16 protein-coding genes are annotated in these 21,321 nt (G+C 71.5%); 8 read left to right on the top strand and 8 right to left on the bottom strand.

What is annotated here, in order from left to right; translation table 11 throughout:
* Complete coding sequence (locus J3P30_RS11110) at window positions 1-1,383, bottom strand: glycine--tRNA ligase (RefSeq protein ID WP_210481081.1); 1,383 nt, start codon at window positions 1,381-1,383, stop codon at window positions 1-3.
* A 58-nt stretch (window positions 1,384-1,441) separates the two neighbouring features.
* Window positions 1,442-2,074: a YdeI family protein gene (locus J3P30_RS11105; RefSeq protein ID WP_210481080.1), complete on the bottom strand. Its 633-nt coding sequence runs from the start codon at window positions 2,072-2,074 to the stop codon at window positions 1,442-1,444.
* Between the two features lie 139 nt (window positions 2,075-2,213).
* Here J3P30_RS11105 and J3P30_RS11100 point away from each other — a divergent pair, with 139 nt between their 5' ends.
* Window positions 2,214-2,783: an AAA family ATPase gene (locus tag J3P30_RS11100; protein WP_210481079.1), complete on the top strand. Its 570-nt coding sequence runs from the start codon at window positions 2,214-2,216 to the stop codon at window positions 2,781-2,783.
* 95 nt (window positions 2,784-2,878) lie between these two features.
* Here the strand turns inward: J3P30_RS11100 and J3P30_RS11095 are convergent, their stop codons facing one another.
* Together J3P30_RS11095 and recO are read right to left on the bottom strand one after the other, a co-directional pair.
* Window positions 2,879-3,682 (bottom strand): isoprenyl transferase, encoded by an 804-nt coding sequence (locus tag J3P30_RS11095; RefSeq protein ID WP_210481978.1) that lies wholly within the window; start codon window positions 3,680-3,682, stop codon window positions 2,879-2,881.
* Window positions 3,679-4,431 carry a DNA repair protein RecO gene (gene recO / locus J3P30_RS11090; protein WP_210481078.1) on the bottom strand — a complete coding sequence of 251 codons (753 nt, stop codon included), beginning with the start codon at window positions 4,429-4,431 and terminating at the stop codon, window positions 3,679-3,681. Before recO ends, J3P30_RS11095 begins: the two co-directional genes overlap by 4 nt.
* A gap of 191 nt (window positions 4,432-4,622) precedes the next feature.
* Here recO and J3P30_RS11085 point away from each other — a divergent pair, with 191 nt between their 5' ends.
* Window positions 4,623-6,197, top strand: coding sequence for a S1C family serine protease (locus J3P30_RS11085; protein ID WP_210481077.1), 1,575 nt, complete (start codon window positions 4,623-4,625; stop codon window positions 6,195-6,197).
* A gap of 57 nt (window positions 6,198-6,254) precedes the next feature.
* Here J3P30_RS11085 and J3P30_RS11080 read toward each other — a convergent pair whose 3' ends face one another.
* Both J3P30_RS11080 and leuA read right to left on the bottom strand, forming a co-directional pair.
* The gene (locus J3P30_RS11080) at window positions 6,255-6,617 is read right to left on the bottom strand and encodes a nuclear transport factor 2 family protein (RefSeq protein WP_210481076.1); all 363 of its coding nucleotides are present in this window, start codon (window positions 6,615-6,617) and stop codon (window positions 6,255-6,257) included.
* Between the two features lie 282 nt (window positions 6,618-6,899).
* Window positions 6,900-8,663, bottom strand: coding sequence for a 2-isopropylmalate synthase (leuA, locus tag J3P30_RS11075; RefSeq protein WP_210481075.1), 1,764 nt, complete (start codon window positions 8,661-8,663; stop codon window positions 6,900-6,902).
* A 224-nt stretch (window positions 8,664-8,887) separates the two neighbouring features.
* Here leuA and J3P30_RS11070 point away from each other — a divergent pair, with 224 nt between their 5' ends.
* From J3P30_RS11070 to J3P30_RS11045, 6 genes are all read left to right on the top strand, one after another.
* Complete coding sequence (locus tag J3P30_RS11070; protein ID WP_210481074.1) at window positions 8,888-9,880, top strand: LacI family DNA-binding transcriptional regulator; 993 nt, start codon at window positions 8,888-8,890, stop codon at window positions 9,878-9,880.
* Between the two features lie 87 nt (window positions 9,881-9,967).
* Window positions 9,968-12,106, top strand: coding sequence for a beta-galactosidase (locus J3P30_RS11065; protein WP_246852762.1), 2,139 nt, complete (start codon window positions 9,968-9,970; stop codon window positions 12,104-12,106).
* Window positions 12,103-13,452 (top strand): extracellular solute-binding protein, encoded by a 1,350-nt coding sequence (locus tag J3P30_RS11060; protein ID WP_210481073.1) that lies wholly within the window; start codon window positions 12,103-12,105, stop codon window positions 13,450-13,452. Before J3P30_RS11065 ends, J3P30_RS11060 begins: the two co-directional genes overlap by 4 nt.
* Before the next feature lie 76 nt (window positions 13,453-13,528).
* Complete coding sequence (locus J3P30_RS11055; protein WP_307807479.1) at window positions 13,529-14,485, top strand: sugar ABC transporter permease; 957 nt, start codon at window positions 13,529-13,531, stop codon at window positions 14,483-14,485.
* Window positions 14,482-15,405, top strand: coding sequence for a carbohydrate ABC transporter permease (locus J3P30_RS11050; RefSeq protein WP_210481072.1), 924 nt, complete (start codon window positions 14,482-14,484; stop codon window positions 15,403-15,405). Before J3P30_RS11055 ends, J3P30_RS11050 begins: the two co-directional genes overlap by 4 nt.
* 82 nt (window positions 15,406-15,487) lie before the next feature.
* On the top strand, window positions 15,488-17,425 hold the full coding sequence (locus J3P30_RS11045) for a beta-galactosidase (RefSeq protein WP_210481071.1): 1,938 nt from the start codon (window positions 15,488-15,490) through the stop codon (window positions 17,423-17,425).
* A gap of 3 nt (window positions 17,426-17,428) precedes the next feature.
* Here J3P30_RS11045 and J3P30_RS11040 read toward each other — a convergent pair whose 3' ends face one another.
* Both J3P30_RS11040 and J3P30_RS11035 read right to left on the bottom strand, forming a co-directional pair.
* Complete coding sequence (locus J3P30_RS11040; protein WP_210481070.1) at window positions 17,429-19,915, bottom strand: bifunctional lysylphosphatidylglycerol flippase/synthetase MprF; 2,487 nt, start codon at window positions 19,913-19,915, stop codon at window positions 17,429-17,431.
* On the bottom strand, window positions 19,912-21,210 hold the full coding sequence (locus J3P30_RS11035; protein ID WP_210481069.1) for an esterase family protein: 1,299 nt from the start codon (window positions 21,208-21,210) through the stop codon (window positions 19,912-19,914). The genes J3P30_RS11040 and J3P30_RS11035 overlap by 4 nt, the downstream gene beginning before the upstream one ends.
* Window positions 21,211-21,321 lie beyond the last annotated feature (111 nt).

The raw sequence follows: 21,321 nt of genomic DNA, 5'->3' as shown, positions 1-21,321 counted from the left end.
TCAGGCGCCGCGGAGCCGCTCGGCCAGGTAGCCGTGGAGCCGGTCCATCGAGACGCGCTCCTGCGCCATCGAGTCGCGCTCCCGGATCGTCACGGCCTTGTCCTCGAGCGAGTCGAAGTCGACCGTGATGCAGAACGGCGTGCCGATCTCGTCCTGGCGGCGGTACCGGCGGCCGATGGCGCCCGCGTCGTCGAACTCCACGTTCCAGTCCTGGCGCAGGTCCGCCGCGATGCCCTTGGCGACCGGCGACAGCTGCTCGTTCCGGGACAGCGGCAGCACCGCGGCCTTGACCGGCGACAGGCGCGGGTCGAGCCGCAGGACGGTGCGCTTGTCGACGCCGCCCTTCGTGTTCGGCGCCTCGTCCTCCGAGTACGCGTCGACGAGGAACGCCATCAGCGATCGGGTGAGGCCGGCCGCGGGCTCGATGACGTACGGCGTCCAGCGCTCGTTCTTCGTCTGGTCGAAGTAGGTGAGGTCGGCGCCCGAGTGCTTCGAGTGGGTGCTGAGGTCGAAGTCGGTGCGGTTCGCGATGCCCTCGAGCTCGCCGAACACGCCGCCCTGGAACCCGAACCTGTACTCGATGTCGACGGTGCGCTTCGAGTAGTGGGAGAGCTTCTCCTTGGGGTGCTCGAACAGGCGCAGGTTGTCCGGGTTGATGCCGAGGTCGACGTACCAGCGGAAGCGCTCGTCGATCCAGTACTGGTGCCACTCCTCGTCCGTGCCCGGCTCGACGAAGAACTCCATCTCCATCTGCTCGAACTCGCGGGTGCGGAAGATGAAGTTGCCCGGCGTGATCTCGTTGCGGAAGCTCTTGCCGATCTGCCCGATGCCGAACGGAGGCTTCATCCGCGCCGAGTTCAGGACGTTCGCGAAGTTCACGAAGATGCCCTGCGCGGTCTCCGGACGCAGGTAGTGCAGCCCGCTCTCGTCGTCGACGGGGCCGAGGAACGTCTTGAGGAGGCCCGAGAAGGGCCGAGGCTCGGTCCAGGACCCGGGCTGTCCGGTGTCGGGGTCGTTGATGTCGGCCAGGCCGTTGGCCGGCGGGTGGCCGTGCTTGGCCTCGTACGCCTCGAGCAGGTGGTCGGCGCGATACCGCTTGTGGGTGTGCAGCGACTCGACGAGCGGATCCGTGAAGACCTCGACGTGGCCGGACGCCTCCCAGACCTGGCGGGGAAGGATGACGCTGGAGTCGAGCCCCACGACGTCCTCGCGGCTGCGGACGACCGCCCGCCACCACTGGCGCTTGATGTTCTCCTTGAGCTCCACGCCGAGAGGGCCGTAGTCCCAGGAGGACCGGGTTCCGCCGTAGATCTCGCCCGCCTGGAAGACGAAGCCCCGCCGCTTGGCGAGGGCGATGACGGCGTCGAGACGAGATGCGGCCACAGAAGCTCCAGGGTCGGGCCGAGCTGGATGCCCGGTCGGGGGAAAACCGCCCCCGAGTCTATCCGGGCTGCGCGGCGCTCCCGTCCCCGGTCGCTCCCCGCCCCTCCGGAGGCCACTGGTTGGCGCGCCGGCCCTCCGCCGCGAGGTGTGCCGTCTCCTCCACCCGGCGCTCCCGGGTGTCGGGGCGCTTGGCCTGCGCGACCCACTCGAGGATGGCGCGGCGCGCGGAGCGGGGGAACGCGTCCCAGTGCTCGCGGGCTCCCGGGTGCCGCTCGAACGCCTGCGTCAGGTCGTCGGGCACGACGAGGTCCTCGACGTCGTCGAGCATCCCCCACGCCCCGTTCCGGATCGCCTCCTCGATAGCCCGCTCCCCCGCCGCCGTCATCAGGCCCTCTCGGCGGAGGCGCTCCACGCGGATCTTGTTGGGACGGGACCAGCCGCTGCGCGGCTTCCGGCGCGCGAAGTAGAGCATCGTCCGCTCGTCGTCGACGCGCTTCTGCGTGCTGTCGACCCAGCCGACCGAGAGGGCGTGGAGAACAGCGTCCTCGTAGGCGATGGCGGGCCGCCCCGTCTCCCGGCGCCACGACACGAGCCAGACCGAGGACTCCGACTCGGCGTGCGCGAGCAGCCAGGCGCGCCATTCCTCGGGCCTCTCGAAGTGCACCCGCGGCGCTTCCTCCGGTCGCGACATCCGCCCTCCTCGGCTCGTCGTCGCCGATTCTCCCCGCCGCCGCACCCGGCGACAAACGGCCGCGCGGGTGCTGCGGACAACTCGCGGGCGGGTGAGGGGCGGCGGGTGTCCGCACGACCCGCGCCGCTAGCCTGACGCCATGCTGGGCCCCGGCGATCCGCTTCCCGTGCGTCCGCGCCGGGTCCTCGTCGCGGGCGTGACGGGAGTGGGCAAGACGACGCTCGCGGGCCGGATCGGAGCCGTGATCGGCTCTCCCCACACCGAGATCGACGCCCTGTACCACGGGCCCGGGTGGACGTACCGGGAGTCGTTCCTCGACGAGGTCGACGAGCTCACGCGGCGCCCGAAGTGGGTGACCGAGTGGCAGTACCGGTCCGCCCGCGCCACGCTCGCGTCCCGGGCGGACACGCTCGTCTGGCTCGACCTTCCGGTGCGCGTCTCGCTTCCGCGCCTGGTCCGGAGGACGGTGCGCCGCCGGCTGCGCCGCGAGGAGCTCTGGAACGGCAACCAGGAGGCCCCGCTCTGGCACTTCTTCACCGGACGCGACCACATCATCCGCTGGGCGCTTCGGACGCAGCGGAAGTACAAGCACATCGTGCCGGCACTCGAGGCCGAGCATCCGTCCCTCGTGATCGTGCGCCTGCGCCGCCGGCGCGACGTCGAGCGGTGGCTCACGGGGCCGCTCGCGGACGCCGTGCGCGGCGACTGAGCCGGCGCAAATCGTCGACGCGGCAGACACTCCGCGCGGTAGGACAACACCCCCGGGCGCGGTGGGGTCGTGTCGACCCTGGCGGGAGGGCGGGGTCAGGCGGAGGGGGCGTCGACCGCGCCGCCGAAGCGGCGGTCGCGGTCCGCGTAGCGCTGGATGGCCTCCCACAGCTGGACGCGGCTGAAGTCCGGCCACAGCGTGTCGAGGAACACCATCTCCGCGTACGCCGACTGCCACAGCAGGAAGTTGCTCGTGCGCTGCTCGCCGGAGCTGCGGACCAGGAGGTCGACGTCCGGAAGGTCGGGCACGTACAGCCGCCGCTGGATCAGCTTCTCGGTGACCGCGGACGGGCGGAGGCGTCCGGCGGCCACGTCGTCCGCGATGCCGCGCACGGCATCCGCGAGCTCCGTGCGGCCCCCGTAGTTGACGCACATGGTCAGCGTCAGCACGTCGTTGCCGGCGGTCAGCCGCTCCGCGAACTGCAGCTCGCTGATGACGGATCCCCACAGCCGGGGCTTGCGTCCCGCCCACCGGATGCGCACGCCCCACTCGTTGAGCTGGTCCCTGCGGCGGTGCAGGACCTCGCGGTTGAAGCCCATGAGGAAGCGCACCTCGTCCGGCGATCGCTTCCAGTTCTCGGTGGAGAACGCGTACACGCTGAGGTGCCGCACCCCGACCTGGATGGCCCCGGCGACCACGTCCAGCAGGGCCGCCTCCCCCGCCTTGTGCCCCTCGATGCGGGAAAGGCCGCGGGCGTTCGCCCAGCGTCCGTTGCCGTCCATGATCACGGCGACGTGCTGCGGGATGGACCCCGCCGGAAGCGTGGGCGGGTAGAGGCCGGTCCAGTCGATGGGCCGGTACGGGACGGCGTCGCGGTGGGTCGTCGGCTTCGGCATCAGGCCCCCGCCGCCGCGGAGGGCCCAGCCGTGCGGTCCACGTGCTGGAGCGAGCGGAGCCCGCGCTCCAGATGCCACTGCGCGTAGGCGGCGACGACGCCGCTCGCCTGGGATCGGGTGCGGTCGTCGGCGGCGTCCGCGACGGCCCAGTCCCCCTCGAGCAGCGCGCCGAGGAGCTGGAGCACCGCCGGCGCCAGGCGTGGGGAGCCGGGAGGAGCGACCGGATCGGCGACGACGCCGCCGAGCTGCACCACGAAGGCCGTGTGCGGGCCTGGAGCCCCGGTGACGGCGCAGTCCGAGAAGGTGGGCGCCCAGCCCGCGATGGAGAGCGCTCGGAGGAGGTACGAGTCGAGGGTCAGGCCGGGACCGTGCTCCCCGCGGGACAGCGAGCGGAGGGCCCCGAGCAGCAGCAGGTAGTGCTGGAGGGACCGCTCCCCCTCGGTGAGCTTGTCGGCCGTCTCCACGATCACGTTCGCCGCGGTGTAGGCGGCGTAGTCGGACGCGATCGCCGCCCCGTAGGACGCGAGGGACTCGGCCTGGGTGACGACATCGAGGCTCCGGCCCTCGTACAGCTGCACGTCGACGACCATGAACGGCTCCAGCCGCGCGCCGAACTTCGAGGAGGTGCGGCGCACGCCCCTCGCGACCGCCCGGATCTTGCCGTGCTGCCGGGAGAGCATCGTCACGATGCGGTCGGCCTCGCCCAGCTTGTGGGTGCGGAGGACGACCGCTTCGTCTCGGTAGACCGGCACTCCCCCAGTATCTCGCGCCCCCGTCGACGGCTCAGCCGGCGCCTCGCGCTCCATGGCCGGAGGCCGGCGGATGACCCTGTCCGCGACACGCCGCGCCCCGGGCCCGCCGACTCTCGACGGCGCGGGGGCGCGGGTTCTATGGTTCCGCTATCCGGCGACCCGATGCCGGGCCGTCCCGAGGGAGAGCCGCGATGTCCCGACCCCCCGCTCGCTACCGGACCATCGGTCTGCTGTCCGCCCTCGGGTTCGCGACGGCGGCCCTGACCGGCTGCGCCGGCCTCGTTCCCGGAGGAGGAGGAGGAGGAGGGGGCGGCGGAGGCGGCAACTCGGGAGGCGGGGCGGTCGACTTCGACGGGGCGCAGTCCGCGACCATCCAGATCGAGGCGCAGGGCACCTTCACCCCGCCCGGCGAGGGCGAGGGCTACGAGACCGCCGGACGCGGATCCGGGTTCATCATCAGCAAGGACGGCCTCGCCATCACGAACAACCACGTGGTGGTGGGCGCGGGGGTGCTCGAGGTCTGGGTGGGCGGCGACACGTCGGAGACGCTCAACGCCAAGGTGCTCGGGGCATCGGAGTGCCTCGACCTCGCCCTCATCGACGTGGACGGCGGGGACGACCTGCCCTTCTTCGGCTTCGCGGACGCGGCTCCCAAGACGGCACAGGAGGTCTACGCGGCGGGCTTCCCGCTCGGCGACCCCGAGTTCACCATGACCAAGGGCATCGTCTCGAAGACGGAGGCCGACGGGGAGTCGAACTGGGCCTCGCTCGACTCCGTCATCGAGCACGACGCGCGCATCCGCGGCGGCAACTCGGGCGGCCCGCTCCTCACCGAGGACGGGGCGGTCCTCGGGGTGAACTACGCGGGCAACGACGAGCTCGACCAGAACTTCGCCATCCCGGCGAGCGTTGTGGAGGAGTTCCTGCCCCAGTTCAAGGAGGGTGAGAACCCCGAGTCGCTCGGCGTCAACGCGGTCGCGCTGCCCCCGGCGGACGACGGCACCGCGCAGGGCGTCTGGGTGAACAGCGTGGCCTCCGGCAGCCCGGCGGACACCGTGGGCCTGCTTCCAGGGGACGTCCTCCTCACGATGGAGGGTGTGACCCTCGCGGCCGAGGGCACCCTCGCCGAGTACTGCGACGTCCTCCGGACCAAGGGCTCCGACTCCGTCATCGGGGTGACCGTGTACCGGCCGACCGAGGAGGCGCTCTACGAGGGCCAGTTCAACGGCGACGAGCTCGTCGTGCGCACCCTGCCCGGGTCGTCGGGCGGCGACGATCCGACCACGAGCACCGAGGAGTTCACCGAGGTGAGGAGCGACTCCGGAGTGGTCACCGTCGACGTCCCGGCACGCTGGACGCAGGTCGACGGCTCCGCGTTCACCTCCGAGGCGGGCGACACCTGGGACGGTGTGGCGGCGAGCTCCGACCTGGAGGCCTACTACGGCAGCTGGGGTGCCGGCGGCATGGACGTCTCCGCCTCCCAGACCGCGACGGCCAGCTACACCCCGGACACCCTGCTCGCGGAGTTCACGGGCGGGGCAGCGGACGCGTGCACCCTGGACAACTCGGCGGCGTACTCCGACCCGGTGTACACGGGCGTGTACGCCTACTACACGGACTGCGGCGGGACCGGATCCGACTTCGTGGTGGTCGCCGCGACGGACGAGGCGAACAGCCACATGATCGTGTTCCGGGCAGAGCTCGCGAGCGACCAGGACCGCGCGGCGCTGCAGACCATGCTCGACACCTTCATCGCGTCCTACTGACGGGAGAGGGCGCACCCCCGCGGGGGTGCGCCCTCTTTTCGGAGCGGGATGCGACGGTCACACGGCGACGGGGAACGCCTTCGCCTGCTCGAGCGTCGGGAACTGGTGCACCGCGCTGATCGAGCCGTCGCGGAGCCCGAAGGCGCTGTAGACCCGCTCCGGCCGGTCCTGCCCGGGACGCGTGACCTCCTGCGCCACCACGATGCCGCCGGGGATGTCGTAGGCCTCCTTCGGCATCAGCCGGACGCCCGCGGTAGCCACCCAGTCGCGCATGATGTCACGGCCCCGGGCCGAGCCCTCGGGGCCGCCCATCTCGACGTCCTCCGTGCAGGCCGAGGCGGCGGCTTCGGCGTCACCGGCGTTGACGGCGACATGCCAGACGACGATGACCGAGTCGAGGGTGGAGGTCGTGAGAGTCATCCCACAAGGGTGCACGACGCCGGCTGGGCACGCCAAAAGGGTCACCGAGTGTTCACGAAACGGAAACGGGATGCTAGGGACCGTCGCAGCGGGGCCCGCCTGTCCGGTCGCGCGCAGCCGCCGATCCTGCCCTCAACAGGCATTACTGGGGCCAACAGGCCCGAGCGTGGGTCGGAAGCCTGTCGGCGAAGATTCTGCCTGTTGAGGGCGAGGGAACGGCCCCGCTGCGCCATCGCGCGAGGGACGGTCGCCGCTGCACCGAGCGGCAACCGTACCCACAGGTCAGACGAGGGCCAGGTCGACCTGGTCGTCGATCTCGGCGCGGATCGCCCGGTTCACGCTCGACACGATCGCCTTGAGGGACGCGGTCGAGCTGTCGCCGTCGATGCCGACACCCCAGAGCCGGCGCCCGTTGACCTCGAGCTCCACGTACGCCGCGGCGAGCGCGTCGCCGCTCGCGGAGAGCGCGTGCTCGACGTAGTCGTAGAGCTTGATCTCGATCCCCTGCCGGGCGAGCACGTCGAGGAAGGCCGCGATCGGGCCATTCCCGCTGCCCTCGACGTCCTCGACGTCGTCGCCGACGCGGAGTCGCGCCTGCAGGGAGACGATGCCCGTCATCTCGCTCGTGATGCGCGTGCTCTTGAGCTCGAAGCGGCCCCACTTGTCCGCCTCGTCGCGGGCGGGCAGGTACTCGTCGATGAAGATCTCCCAGATCTCGTCGCTCGTCACCTCGCCCCCCTCGGCGTCGGTCTTCGCCTGGACGACGCCGCTGAACTCGATCTGCAGCCGGCGCGGCAGATCGAGCGCGTGGTCGGCCTTCAGCAGGTAGGCGACGCCGCCCTTGCCGGACTGCGAGTTGACCCGGATGACGGCCTCGTAGCTGCGGCCCAGGTCCTTGGGGTCGACGGGCAGGTACGGGACGGCCCACTCGAGCTCGTCCACGGTCCTGCCCTGCGCCTTCGCCTCGACGGCCATGGCCTCGAAGCCCTTCTTGATGGCGTCCTGGTGGCTGCCGCTGAAGGCGGTGTAGACGAGGTCGCCCGCCCAGGGGCTGCGCTCGTGCACCCGCAGCTGGTTGCAGTGCTCCGCGGTGCGGCGGATGCCGTCCAGGTCCGAGAAGTCGATCTGCGGGTCGATGCCCTGGGTGAACAGGTTGATGCCGAGCGCGACGAGGTCGACGTTGCCGGTGCGCTCGCCGTTGCCGAACAGGCACCCCTCGATGCGGTCGGCGCCCGCCAGGTAGCCGAGCTCGGCGGCGGCGATCGCCGTGCCGCGGTCGTTGTGCGGGTGCAGGGAGAGGATCACGTTCTCCCGGTGGGCCAGGTGGCGGCTCATCCACTCGATCGAGTCGGCGTACACGTTCGGGGTCGCCATCTCGACGGTGGCCGGCAGGTTGATGATGACCTTGCGCTCCGGTGTCGGCTCCAGCACCTCGAGCACGCGGTTGCAGACGTCCACCGCGAACTCGAGCTCGGTGCCCGTGTAGCTCTCCGGGGAGTACTCGTAGTAGATCGTCGTGCCCGGGACCTCGCTCTCGAGCGACCGGCACAGCCGGGCCCCCTCGAGCGCGATGTCGATGATGCCCTGCTTGCCGGTCCGGAAGACGACGTCGCGCTGCAGCACGCTCGTCGAGTTGTAGAGGTGCACGATGGCCTGCTTGGCCCCGCGCAGCGACTCGTACGTGCGGCGGATGAGGTGCTCGCGGGACTGCGTCAGCACCTGGATCGTCACGTCGTCCGGGATCGCGTCCTGCTCGATGAGCTGCCGGACGAAGTCGAAGTCGGTCTGGCTGGCCGAGGGGAAGCCGACCTCGATCTCCTTGTAGCCCATGCGGACGAGCAGATCGAACATGATCCGCTTGCGCTCGGGGCTCATCGGGTCGATGAGGGCCTGGTTCCCGTCACGGAGGTCCACCGCGCACCACCGGGGCGCCTGAGTGATCCGCTTGCCCGGCCAGGTGCGGTCGGGCAAGTCGACCCGGAACGTGTCGAGGTAGGGACGGTAGCGATGCACGGGCATCGACGAGGGCTTCTGGTTGTTCTGCACGGGTCCTTCTCCTTGCGCTGTCTGTGGTCAGGCGCTCGCGAACTCTCCGCGACGGGGAAGGCCTGAGAACTAGGACCCGTCGCGGCGGCTAAGGAGAAGCGCACCCACGAGAAGCACGGGCCCAGGGTAACACGGGGGCGCGGCCCGTCCCCAGGCCGCGGAGGACCGCGCTCCCCGCGAAAAGGGAGGTACCGCCCGGCCCCGGGAGCGCTATCAATTAACCCGTGAAGGCCCCCACCATCTACGACGTCGCCCGGCGTGCGGGCGTGTCGCACCAGACGGTGAGCCGGTACCTGCACGGATACCAGGGCATCCGCCCGGAGACCCGCGAGCGCGTGCAGGACGCCCTCGACGAGCTCGAGTACCGCCCGAACTCGGCCGCCCGCCTGCTCAAGGCGAAGCGCACCAACCGGATCGGCGTCCTCGCCCACCGGCTCGAGCAGGCGGGGCCCGCCCGGATCATCGCGGGCGCAACGAAGGCCGCCCGGGACCGCGGCTACGTCCTCGACATCGTGTCCATGACCGGTGACGATGCGGCCTCGGTCGAGACGGCTCTCTCGATCGTCCTCGAGCACCAGGTCGCCGGAGTGATCGCGACCGCTCAGACCGAGGCGGTGCTCGCGACGCTGCGCAGCCGGGCGCTCGACCTCCCGCTCCTGATCGACGCGAGCATGGTCGCCTGGGGCGACACGATGTCGGCGAACGAGCGCGCGGGCCGCCTGGCCGCACAGCATCTCCTCGATCTCGGGCACCGGCGGGTCGGCTACGTCAGCGGGCCGCGGTCCTGGGTCGCCGCGGAGAAGAGACTGAGCGGCTTCGTCGACGAGGTGCGGACCCACGGGGGGCACGTGGCGTGGGTGCAGGCCGGCGACTGGTCCGCCGCGTCCGGCGACGCGGCGTGGACGGCGCTGCCGCTCCACGACCGTGAGGTCTCGGCGGTCGCGGCCGCCAACGACAGCATGGCGATCGGCGTCATCTCCGCCCTGGAGCGCGACGGACGCGCCGTGCCCGAGGACGTGAGCGTCATCGGGACCGACGACATGCCGGAGGCGAGGTTCCTCCGCCCGCCGCTCACGACCGTCGCGATCAACTTCGAGGCCGAGGGCGAGTACATCGTCGAGACGCTCATCGCGCGGATCGAGGAGTCCGGCTCCGACGTGGCGCCGATGCTCGCGGTCCCCGAGCTCGTCGTGCGGAAGTCCACTCGGCGACTCTGACGCCACGGGGGTATTGCCGCCCGCGGGCGCCCTGGCTACGCTGGCCCGAGCGTCGATGTTTCCGAAAACATCGGCCGGAAAGAGTCGATGGTGACAGGCAATCCGCGCTTCTCGGGCGTCCTCTTCGGCGCCGCCTACTACGCCGAGTACCAGCCCAGCGGCACCCTGGAGCGGGACCTCGACCTCATGCGGGACGCGGGATTCACCGTCATCCGTGTCGGCGAGTCGGTGTGGTCGACCTGGGAGCCGCGCGAGGGCGAGTTCCACCTCGACTGGCTGCAGCCGGTCCTCGACGGGGCCCACGAGCGCGGCATCGGCGTGATCCTCGGCACGCCCACGTACGCGGTCCCGCCCTGGCTCCAGCGGCTGCACCCGGAGATCGCCGCGGAGACCGCGAGCGGGAACCGCATCGGCTGGGGCGCCCGCCAGGAGATGGACCAGAGCCACCCGGCGTACCGCTTCTATGCGGAGCGGATCGCGCGGAAGGTCGTCGAGCGCTACGCGGACCACCCCGCCGTCATCGGCTATCAGGTCGACAACGAGCCGGGCAACGTGCTCCCCCACAACGAGGCGACGTTCCAGCGCTTCGTCGACTGGCTGCGTCGCCGCTACGGCTCGGTCGAGCGGCTCAACGAGGAGTGGGGCCTCGTCTACTGGTCGCACCGCCTCTCCGACTGGTCCGAGCTCTGGCGTCCGCACGGCAACTCGCTGCCGCAGTACCAGCTCGAGTGGCGCCGCTTCCAGGGCACGCTCGCCACCGACCTCATGGCGTGGCAGGCGGACCTCGTCCGCCAGTACGCGCGCGAGGACCAGTTCATCACCACGTGCATCTCGTACTCGCGCCCGCAGGTGTCCGACGACGAGCTGGTCGGTCCCCTCGACGTCGTCGCCGGGAACCCCTACTACAAGATGCAGGACGGGCTCACGGCCGGTGTCGACGTGCCCCGGGAGAAGCCGTGGTGGCACACCGGCGTGTGGGCCCTCTTCCAGTGGGGCGACCGCGCCTGGTCGTCCGCCCAGGCGCAGTACCTCGTGACGGAGACGGACGCCCAGTCGATCGGCGGCCCCTGGCAGAACCACCCGCCCTACCCGGGGCAGCTCAAGCAGGCCGCGTTCGCGCTGCTCGCCCGCGGCGGCCGCATGGTCGAGTACTGGCACTGGCACACGCTGCATTTCGGCACCGAGACCTACTGGGGCGGCGTCCTGCCGCACAGCCAGCGGCCGGGGCGGATCTACCGGGAGGTGACGGAGCTGGGTGCCGCCCTGAAGGCGATCGGGCCGGCCCTGGACGACTACGAGCCGGACGCGGACGCGCTCCTCCTCTACTCCACCGACACGAAGTGGTCGTTCGAGTTCCACCCGCCGCTCGCGCTGCCGAACGGGGACCCCGACCCGGGCGCCTACCTGAAGATCTTCGAGTCGTTCTACCGCGGACTGTTCGAGGCGGGCGCCCAGCTCCGGGTCCAGCACCTCCGCCAGTTCCTCCAGGCGGACCCCGAGGAGCTCGCACGCCGGTTCCCCGTCCTCGTCGCCCCCGCCGCGTACGTCGCCGAGGACGCGGTCCTCGAGGCGCTGGTCCGGTATGCGGAGGCGGGCGGTCACCTGGTCGTCGGCATCCGCACCGGCTACGGGGACGAGCTGGCGCGGGCGCGCCTCGCCGTGGCGCCCCACATCCTCGCGGAGCCGGCCGGAGTTCACTACGACGAGTACAGCAACCTCTCCGAGCCGCTTCCCGTCACCGCGACGTCGGCGGTCCTCGACCTCGAGCCGGGCGCGGCCGGCACCGACTGGGTCGACGTGCTGGAGGTCGACGACGCCGACGTGCTGCTCGAGTACGCCCCGACGGAGCTCGGCGCGCGCGCCGCCCTGACCACCCGGGCGCACGGCCGCGGGCGCGTCAGCTATCTCGGCACCGTCCCGGACCCGGCCCTCGCCCGCAGCGTCGGCCGCTGGCTCGTGCCCGACACGGTCCATGCGCACTGGCAGGCGCCCGCCTCCGTCACCGTCTCCACGGGACGCACCGGCCGCGGGCGCGTCGCCTTCGTCGCGAACTGGTCGGCCGAGCCGGCCGCGGTGGTGGCTCCCGCCCCGCTCCTCGACCTCGTCTCCGGGGACCGCCACGGCGCCGGAGCGACCGTGACCCTCGAACCGCGGGCAGCGCTCGCCTTCGAGATCCCGGAGGACTCGCCCGAGTCCCCCGTCCCTTCCACCGAAAGAACACGATGAGAACCTCACGCAGAACAGCAACGGCGCTGGGTGCTTTCGCGGTCGCGGCCGCGGTGGCGATGACCGGCTGCTCAGGACCCGCCGAGAACGGCGGACAGGCGGGGCCCGCCTCCGAGGAGGAGATCGAGGAGGCCCTCAACACCCCGACCGAGCTCACCTTCTGGACCTGGGTGCCCGACATCGAGAACGAGGTCGCCCTGTTCGAGGAGAAGTACCCGGAGATCGACGTGACCGTCGAGAACGTGGGACAGGGCCTGCCGCACTACCAGAAGCTGCGCAGCGCGCTGGAGGCGGGCGAAGGCGCGCCGGACGTCGCACAGATCGAGTACCAGTACATCCCCTCCTTCGTGCTCACCGAGTCCCTGCTCGACCTCTCGCCGTACGGCGCGGGCGACCTCTCGGGCGACTACGTGGAGTGGGCCTGGAAGCAGGTCGCGCCGGACGAGGCGGTCTGGGGCATCCCGCAGGACGTCGGTCCGATGGGTCACCTCTACCGCGAGGACATCTTCAGCCAGGCCGGGATCACCGAGCCTCCGGGGACCTGGGAGGAGTACGCGACCGCCGCGCGGGCCGTGAAGGACGCCACGGGGTCGTACATCTCGAACCTCGGGGCCACGCAGGCGGGGCAGCTCATCGGGTTCTTCTGGCAGGCCGGCGCGAAGCCCTTCGCGTACGACGGCCAGGAGACCGTCAGCATCAACGTCAACAGCGACGAGGCGAAGGAGGTCGCCGCGTACTGGACCGACCTGATCCAGCAGGACCTGATCTCCACGGACGTCGACTTCAACGACCAGTGGTACCAGGGCCTCGCGAACGGCAAGTACGCCGGCTGGCTGACGGCGGCGTGGGGCCCGGTGTTCCTCCAGGGCACGGCGGAGGGCACGTCCGGTCTCTGGCGAGCCGCACCGCTTCCGCAGTGGGAGGAGGGCCAGCAGGTCTCGGGCAACTGGGGCGGCTCGTCCGACGCGGTGCTCGCCTCGAGCGAGAACCCGATCGCCGCGTACGAGCTGACGAAGTTCATCAACCACGACGAGGAGTCCGCTCTCAAGCTGGCGACCGAGCAGTTCCTCTTCCCGCCCCAGAACTCGGTGCTCGAGGACCCGGCGTTCCTCGAGCAGGAGTCGGAGTTCTACGGCGGCCAGCAGGTGAACGCGCTCTTCGCGGAGATCTCGGAGACCGTCGACACCGACTTCCAGTGGCTGCCGTTCATGGAGTACGTGTACTCCAGCTACGAGGACACGATGGCACCGGTGATCGCCGGCAAGGGCGACATCGCGGCCGCGCTCGACGAGTGGCAGGACCAGCTCGTGAGCTACGCCGAGGACCAGGGCTTCACCGTCGAGTGACGCTCCGCGGGGCGCCCGTGTCCGGCGGGCGCCCCGCTCCGGCCTCTTCCACCCTCCGCACCCCACAGGAGCAGCTGTGACCTCTTCGACGGCGCTCACCGCCGAGCGCCCCGCCACCTCACCGCCCAAACGGCAGGCGAGCACCGCCAAGCGCCGGCAGAACGTCGCGGCGTACCTGTTCGTCCTGCCCTTCTTCGTCGTGTTCGTCGCGATGCTGATCGTTCCGCTCGCCTACTCGGGCTACCTCAGCCTGTTCGAGAGCCGGCTGGTCGGCGGGGAGACGTTCGCCGGGCTCGCCAACTACGTGCGCGCCCTCACGGACCCGCTCTTCCTGGGCAGCATCGGCCGGGCTGCACTCTTCTTCGTCATCCAGGTGCCGATCATGCTCGTCCTGGCTCTGCTCTTCGCCCTCGCGCTCGATTCCGCGAGGGCTCGCGGGTCGAAGGCGATCCGTCTGCTCATCTTCATGCCGTACGCCGTGCCCGCGGTCGTCGCGACCCTCATGTGGGGCTATCTCTACGGGCCGGACTTCGGTCCCATCGCCCAGCTGGCACGGGGAGTGGGTCTCGGCACTCCCGAGTTCCTGACCCGGGACTCGATCCTCTACGCGATGATGAACATCGTCACGTGGGAGTTCGTCGGCTACAACATGATCATCATGTACGCCGCCCTGCGGTCGATCCCGTCGGAGCTCTACGAGGCGGCGGAGATCGACGGAGCAGGACAGTTCCGGGTGGCGTGGAGCGTCAAGATCCCGGCCATCCGCCCGGCGATCCTGTTGACCGTGATCTTCTCGATCATCGGCACCTTCCAGCTCTTCGCCGAGCCGAGCCTCCTCAATGCGATCGCGGGTGAGGCGATCACGAACTCGATCCTCCCGAACTACTACGCGTACAACGTCGCGTTCCTCAACCGCGAGCTGAACTACGCGGCGGCGCTCGCCTTCCTGCTGGGGATCGTCATCGCCGTGACCTCGTACATCGTCCAGCTCGGCACAGAGCGCCGCGAGCGCCGGGAAAGGGCCGCATCATGACCTCGATCGATGCCCGGGCCACCGTGCCGGTTCAGGAAGTCGCGGACACCCGCCGCACGCGCCGATTCGACCCGCAGCGGCGGCGGAGCCTGCTGCTCACGGTGCTGCTGTGGATCTGCGTGCTGTACTTCGTCCTCCCCCTGTGGTGGCTGCTCGTCTCGTCCACGAAGAGCAACTCGGCCCTCTTCTCCACCTTCGGCCTGTGGTTCGGCGGCGACTTCAACCTGATGGAGAACCTGCAGACGCTGTTCGGGGTCCGCGGCGGGATCTTCGGCCGCTGGATCCTCAACACGGTGCTCTACTCGGTGGTCTCCGCGCTGGGCGCGACGCTGCTGGCGGCCATGGCGGGGTACGCGTTCGCGAAGTACGACTTCCCGGGCCGCAAGGCGCTCTTCAGCCTGACGCTCGGGGCCATCATGATCCCGCTCACGGCGCTCGCGCTGCCGACCTACCTGCTGTTCGCACGCGCCGGGCTCACGGACACGCCGTGGGCGATCATCATCCCGTCGCTCGTCAGCCCGTTCGGGGTCTACCTGATGCGGGTCTACGCGGCGGACGCGATCCCGGACACCCTCATCGAGGCGGCGCGGGTCGACGGGGCAGGCGAGGCGCGCATCTTCTGGCAGGTCGGGATGCGGCTGCTCGGGCCGGGGCTCGTGACCGTGTTCCTCTTCGCCCTCGTGGGCACGTGGAACAACTACTTCCTGCCCCTGATCATGTTGAACAGCTCGGAGCTCTACCCGCTGACGGTGGGGCTCGCGCAGCTCCAGGCCGCCGCCTCCGCGGGCGGCGGGGCGCAGGCGCTCTTCTCGACGGTGATCACCGGGTCCCTCGTCTCGATCGTCCCGCTGATCGTCGCGTTCCTGTTCCTGCAGCGGTACTGGCAGACGGGGCTGGCCAGCGGAAGCGTGAAGGGCTAGCACGTCCCGAGACGGACGGGAAGCGCGTCCCGCCGCGACGGCGGGGCACATAGCGTCGAGAAGGCGAAACGAGAGGACGAGGATGCCCATCTGGTACGGCGGCGACTACAACCCTGAGCAGTGGCCGGAGGAGGTGTGGCAGGAGGACGTCCAGCTCATGCAGCGGGCCGGCGTGAACCTCGCGACGGTCGGCGTCTTCTCCTGGGCGAAGCTCGAGCCGCGCCCCGGCGAGTACGACTTCGAGTGGCTCGACCGGGTGCTCGACGGGCTCCACGCCGGCGGCGTGCGGGTGGACCTCGCCACCGCGACCGCCTCCCCTCCCCCGTGGCTCAGCAAGCTCCACCCCGAGATGCTGCCCGTCACCCAGGACGGCACGACGCTGTGGCCGGGAGGCCGGCAGCACTACTGCCCGAGCTCGCCCGTCTACCGGGAGCACGCCGCCCGGCTCGTGACCGCTCTCGCGGAGCGCTACGCGCAGCATCCCGCGCTCGAGCTGTGGCACGTCAACAACGAGTACGGCTGCCACGTCCCGCGCTGCTACTGCGACGTGTCGGCGGAGGCGTTCCGCCGGTGGCTCGAGGAGAAGTACGGCACGGTCGAGGAGCTCAACCGCGCCTGGGGCACGGCGTTCTGGTCGCAGCGCTACGACTCGTTCGACGAGATCCTGCCGCCGCGGTCCGCCCCCACGTTCCAGAACCCGACCCAGGTGATCGACTTCGACCGGTTCAGCAGCGGCGAGCTCCTCGAGTGCTACCGGAGCGAGGTGGCCATCCTGCGCCGGGTCTCGCCGGGCGTCCCGATCACGACCAACTTCATGGGCTTCTTCAAGCCCGTCGACTACTGGGCCTGGGCGCCTGAGGTCGACGTCATCGCCGACGACTCGTATCCGGACCCCGCGGATCCCGACGCGATCGAGTTCGCCGCGATGTCCCGCGATCTCATGCGGTCGCTGCGCGGCGGTCAGCCCTGGATCCTCATGGAGCAGGCGCCGAGCGCCGTCAACTGGCGGCAGCGGAACAAGCCGAAGGCGGCGGGCCAGATGCGTGCCTGGTCCTACCAGGCGGTCGCGCGCGGTGCGGACGGCATCCTCTACTTCCAGTGGCGGCAGTCCGCCGCCGGGGCGGAGAAGTTCCATTCGGGGATGGTGCCGCACGGCGGCACGGACACCCGGGTGTGGCGTGAGATCGAGGCGCTCGGCGGGGAGCTGAAGGAGCTCTCCGACGAGGTCGTCGGAACCCGCGTGCCGGCCCGCGTCGCCATGGTGTTCGACTGGGACAGCTGGTGGGCGATCGAGCAGCCCGCGTCCCCCACCGCGGTCCCCTACCTGTCCGGCGTCTTCGCCTGGCACCGCTCCCTCCAGGCGCTCGGCGTCGTCGTCGACTTCGTCCAGCCGCAGAGCGACCTCAGCGCGTACGGGCTCGTCCTCGTCCCGAGCCTCTTCGTCGCGACGGACGCGCAGCTCGAGAGCCTGCACGAGTACGCGTCATCCGGCGGCCGCCTGCTCGTGACGCACCAGACGGCGATCCTCGACGAGGACCTGCACGTCCGGCTCGGCGGCTACCTCGGCCGGCTCCAGGAGACTCTGGGACTCTGGATCGAGGAGTTCTCCCCCAGCGCCGGCGCGATCGGTCCCTACGCGGGAGCGGACGTGACCCCCGAGGCCGCCACCGTGCCCAACGTCCCGTTCGAGGGCGACATCGTGGGCGGGCGAGCCGAGGGCCTGCACTGGGCGGAGGTCGTCCGGCCGAGGGAGGCCGCGGTGCTCGCCCGCTTCGCCGAGCCCGGGCTCGAGGGCTCCCCCGCGGTGACCCGCAACGAGACGGGATCGGGTGCAGCGTGGTACGTCGCCACGCTGCCGGAACCGGCGGCGCGCGCCGCGCTGCTCCGCACGGTTCTCGAGGAGGCCGGTGTCGAGACCGAGGAGGTGCCCAAGGGGCAGGAGCGCGTCCGCCGTGGCGCGCTGACCTTCCGGATCGACCACGGCGACCAGAGCGTCACGATCGACCGGGACGGCGACTGACCGTCAGCGGGTCGGCACCTTCGGTCCGGCGGCCCGGCCCGCGTCGCTCGCGAACACGAGCGACCGGGTCAGGGTCACCGCCTGCTGCATCGTGAGCTCGGGCAGGTAGGCGCGCGCGATCGCCATCGCGACCGGCGGAAGCATGACGGCGTCGGGGAACGCCAGGTGCAGCGGCCGGAACACGGGCTGGAACTTGAGCTTGAAGGCGAGGAGCGAGCGGAAGCCGTAGAGCGCCTCCAGGCGCCGGCCGAGGAAGCCGAGCACGGATCCGGCGAGGTCGCCGGTCGGCTGCACCGCCCGGGAGAGCGGCGCCGCCGACAGGCTGACGAAGCTCAGGCCGCGCTCCTTCGCCCGATGCAGCATCCGGGCGATCAGGAACTCGACGACGCCGTTCATGCTGTCCGCCCGCCTGCGCATGACGTCGAGCGTCCAGCCGATCACCTCCCCCTCGCTGTAGGTGGGGAGCCAGCTGGTCACCGCATCGATCCGCCCGGCGGGATCGACGGCGAGGAGCAGACGGACCTCGGGGTCCTGCATCTCGTCGAGGCCGCCGAGGGTGAAGTCCATCTCCGGGAGGTTCCGGGCGGCGACCCAGTCCTCGCTGATCGCCTCGATCTGGCTGCGCGCCGCGAGTCCCAGCTGCTCCCACGTCGTCCACTCGTCGGTGAAGCCGAGCTTCCGCGCCCGGTTCAGCGACGTGCGGACGTCCTGCCAGCGCTTGCCCGCCATCACCAGGGTCTGCGGGTCCAGCACGGCGTCGTCCCCCACCTCTGTGGCGTGCCAGCCCCGCTCCTGCAGCGCGCTCCGCAGACCCTCGTCGATGCCGTAGAACGCCGGGATCCAGCCGTTGTCCCCGCAGTGGGCGGCGAACGCGAGCGCGGCCTCAGCGCGGCCGGCGCGCGGCCCGATGGGCGGCCCGGTCGTCAGGGCGACGTCGGAGACCACGCGGTAGGCCACCGCGAGGCGGCCGTCGTCGGTGAACCAGTAGTCGTTGCCCTGCCAGGTGGCCATGTAGGAGAGGGAGCCGCATCCCTCCTGCCTCAGCATGGCCCGGATGCGCCCGAGGTCGCCGGCCTTCTCGCGTCCGGCCGCCTCGTATATGACGACCGCCGTGGCGACGAGGACGACGGCCCAGAACGCGGGACCGACCCAGGCGTGGACGAGGTCGGCGGCGAGGCCGGCCGGGACGAACTGGAGCTCGCGCAGCGTCAGGTAGCCGACCGGGACGAAGCGCTCGGGCAGGTCGACGAGGAGGGCGAACAGGGTCACCGGCGGCTCGAACTGCGTGCGGAGGAGGAAACCGGCGCCGACGTAGAGGACGGCGCTTCCCGCTGCCGCAGCCGCGATGGTGCCGAGGTAGCGGCGCAGCGCGGGCCAGCCGGGACGGACCGTGAAGTGCGGGAGCGCGAACGCGATCCGGACGGCGAGGCCGAGCGGGAGCAGCACCGAGAGCGCGATCGGCACGAGCGCCCGATCCGGGGCGACCAGCTCGAGCTGGTCGCCGTCGGGGACCGCCGGCAGGATCACGAAGTAGAACGCCGCCAGCCCGGCGAGGAGCAGGTTGACCGTCGCGGCGAGCCACGCCGCGACGCGGCGCCCGCGCAGCATCCCGTACGCCGCGAGGGCGAGGACCAGCAGCGGCAGGACCGACAGCAGGACCGGGCCGGGACCCGAGAGCCGTGCGAGCGCCAGCTCCGCGACGCAGGCGGGGGTGGCGACCTGGTCGGCGCAGCCGGCCGCCCCGCTCGCGCCCGGCTGCAGCAGCAGTCCGAGCGGATGCAGCGGACCCCACGGCATCCCGCTCGCGATGGCGGCGAACGGAGCGACGGCCGCGGCGAGGACGAGGCCGGCGAGCAGCGTCCGCGCCTCGTGCTGCGAGCTCCGCGCCCAGGTGACGGTGGGCCGGCGCTCCGCGAGCAGGACCAGGCCGAGGACGAGTCCCGCGAGCGCCGTCAGGAACCGGAAGAGGTCGACGCTCGTGCCCGAGTACAGGACCATCAGCAGCAGCGCCGACACGCCGAGGATCCGGATCCGCCGCCGCCACAGCCGGACGGCGGAGACGCTCGCCGCCATGAGCGCCCCGACGGCGGGGGCGAGCGGGTCGATCACGGCGCGGCCGTCGTTCCAGGCGCCCAGACCGAGGATGTCGGCGCCCTGCAGCAGCATCCCCGCGGAGGCGCCGAGGGCCGGGGCGAGGAGCGCGACGAGCAGCGTGCGCCAGGCGCCCATGAGCCGCTCCGCCGGCGCGACGAGCAGGGCGAGCGCGACGAGGGCGACGCCGAGCTCGAGGGGGTGGTCGGCGAAGAGCCCGTACGTGAACGGCGACCAGGAGGCGTCCTCGACGGTGCCGAGACCGGTTCCGACGAGGCGGCGGAACGGCTCCTCGGCGAGCATGCGCACGGGCGCCGTGAGGACGCCGAGCAGCGCCATCAGTCCCGCCAGCATCAGCGTGGCGGGATGCCGCAGCGCCTCGCGCCGAATGCGCCTCATCCGATCCCCCACCGTGGCAGCAGCCGCTCGAACCCCTCGCGCAGCCCGAAGCGCGCGGTGTTCCAGTCGTGAGCCGTGCGCGGCGAGACCAGGACGGTCACCGCCATGCCGGCTTCGGCCGCCTGTGCGGACACCGTCCGCATGGAGGCAGAGTACTTCCTGTCGTTCTCCCCGGCGACGAAGACGGCGACGGTGTCGCGGTACGGGGCGCCGGCCTCGAGGAGCGCGGCCGGGGTCGCGGCGCGGTACGCCTCCGCGTCGCCGCCGAAGCCGCGATCCACGGTGGCCTCGGGCGAGCCGAGGGTGGGGGCCTCCTCGCCTGCGATGTCGAGGAGGGCGCCGAACAGCTCGGGGTGCCCGGCGCCGAGCTGGAGCGAGCAGGTGCCGCCCTGGGAGAACCCGGCGATGGTCCAGTCGGTCCGGTCGGCGGACACGTTGAGGCGGGCGCGGATCCAGGCAGGGACATCGACGGTGAGGTAGGTCGCCGAGTTCCCGAGCTCGCCGTCGACGCACATGGGGTTCTCGGTCGGGTTGCCGAGCTGGTCGGGCACGACGACGATGGGGGCGAGTCCCTCGTGCTCCTCCGCGAGGTCGTCGAGGATCGTGTCGATGCCCGCCGCGCGGAACATGTCGGCCGGCTCCCCCGGCTGCCCGGCGAGCGCCACGACGACCGGCAGCGCCGGAGGCTCCTCGGCGAGGGCGGCGGGCGGCAGGTACACGTACGCCGGCCGCGCCGGGAACCCGGAGACGGTGGCCGGGATGGTGACCCGTCCGACGTGGCCGCGGTCGGGAAGGTCCTGCGGCGGCGTCCACTGCTCGACCGGCGGCGCGGCCTCGACTCGCGGCGGCAGGTCGGCCGCCGCCGTGTACGTCGTGCCGAGCGCGTCCCCCAGCCTCGGGTACTGGCCGAAGTCGACGTTGATGACCATCCCGAGGCCCAGCGCGGTGACGACGAGCGTGAGGACGGCGAGGACCTTGCGGGGCCAGCGGGTCCGGACGAGCGCCGCGATCGCGATTCCCGCCGCCGCGCCCGCCAGCGCGTTCGCCCAGCGGACCACCCAGGTGAGCGAGATGCCGAAGATGTTCAGCACGTCCCCGAGGAGCCAGGTCGCGAGGGCGCCGACGGCACCGCCGGTCAGCGCCGCGATCGCGGCGACGAGGACGTGGCGCCGCAGCGGCCGCAGCTGCCACGGCGCCGGGCTCAGGAGGACGAGCAGCAGGGTGCCCGCGACGGCGAAGACCCCGGAGAAGAGGGGCCCGTCGACGATGCTGACCGTCTCCATCCAGCTCGGCATCCGCCCCCCATCCGCTCCCAGGCTAGGGGTGTTCCTCCCCGTCGAGATGCCACCTGGTGCTCCCATTCCGCCCGTTTGGGAGCACCAGGTGGCACTTCGAGGGGAGGGTCA

This window comes from Naasia sp. SYSU D00948 (assembly GCF_017916515.1).
Taxonomy (GTDB): domain Bacteria; phylum Actinomycetota; class Actinomycetes; order Actinomycetales; family Microbacteriaceae; genus Naasia.
The sequence above is the reverse complement of the archived record's forward strand: the minus strand, read 5'-3'. Positions and strand labels throughout refer to the sequence as shown.

Coding starts and splice junctions, on each gene's coding strand:
- J3P30_RS11105 (WP_210481080.1), bottom strand. CDS start 2,074: ATGTCGCGACCGGAGGAAGCGCCGCGGGTGCACTTCGAGAGGCCCGAG.
- J3P30_RS11100 (WP_210481079.1), top strand. CDS start 2,214: ATGCTGGGCCCCGGCGATCCGCTTCCCGTGCGTCCGCGCCGGGTCCTC.
- J3P30_RS11085 (WP_210481077.1), top strand. CDS start 4,623: ATGTCCCGACCCCCCGCTCGCTACCGGACCATCGGTCTGCTGTCCGCC.
- J3P30_RS11080 (WP_210481076.1), bottom strand. CDS start 6,617: ATGACTCTCACGACCTCCACCCTCGACTCGGTCATCGTCGTCTGGCAT.
- J3P30_RS11065 (WP_246852762.1), top strand. CDS start 9,968: ATGGTGACAGGCAATCCGCGCTTCTCGGGCGTCCTCTTCGGCGCCGCC.
- J3P30_RS11060 (WP_210481073.1), top strand. CDS start 12,103: ATGAGAACCTCACGCAGAACAGCAACGGCGCTGGGTGCTTTCGCGGTC.
- J3P30_RS11050 (WP_210481072.1), top strand. CDS start 14,482: ATGACCTCGATCGATGCCCGGGCCACCGTGCCGGTTCAGGAAGTCGCG.
- J3P30_RS11045 (WP_210481071.1), top strand. CDS start 15,488: ATGCCCATCTGGTACGGCGGCGACTACAACCCTGAGCAGTGGCCGGAG.
- J3P30_RS11040 (WP_210481070.1), bottom strand. CDS start 19,915: ATGAGGCGCATTCGGCGCGAGGCGCTGCGGCATCCCGCCACGCTGATG.
- J3P30_RS11035 (WP_210481069.1), bottom strand. CDS start 21,210: ATGCCGAGCTGGATGGAGACGGTCAGCATCGTCGACGGGCCCCTCTTC.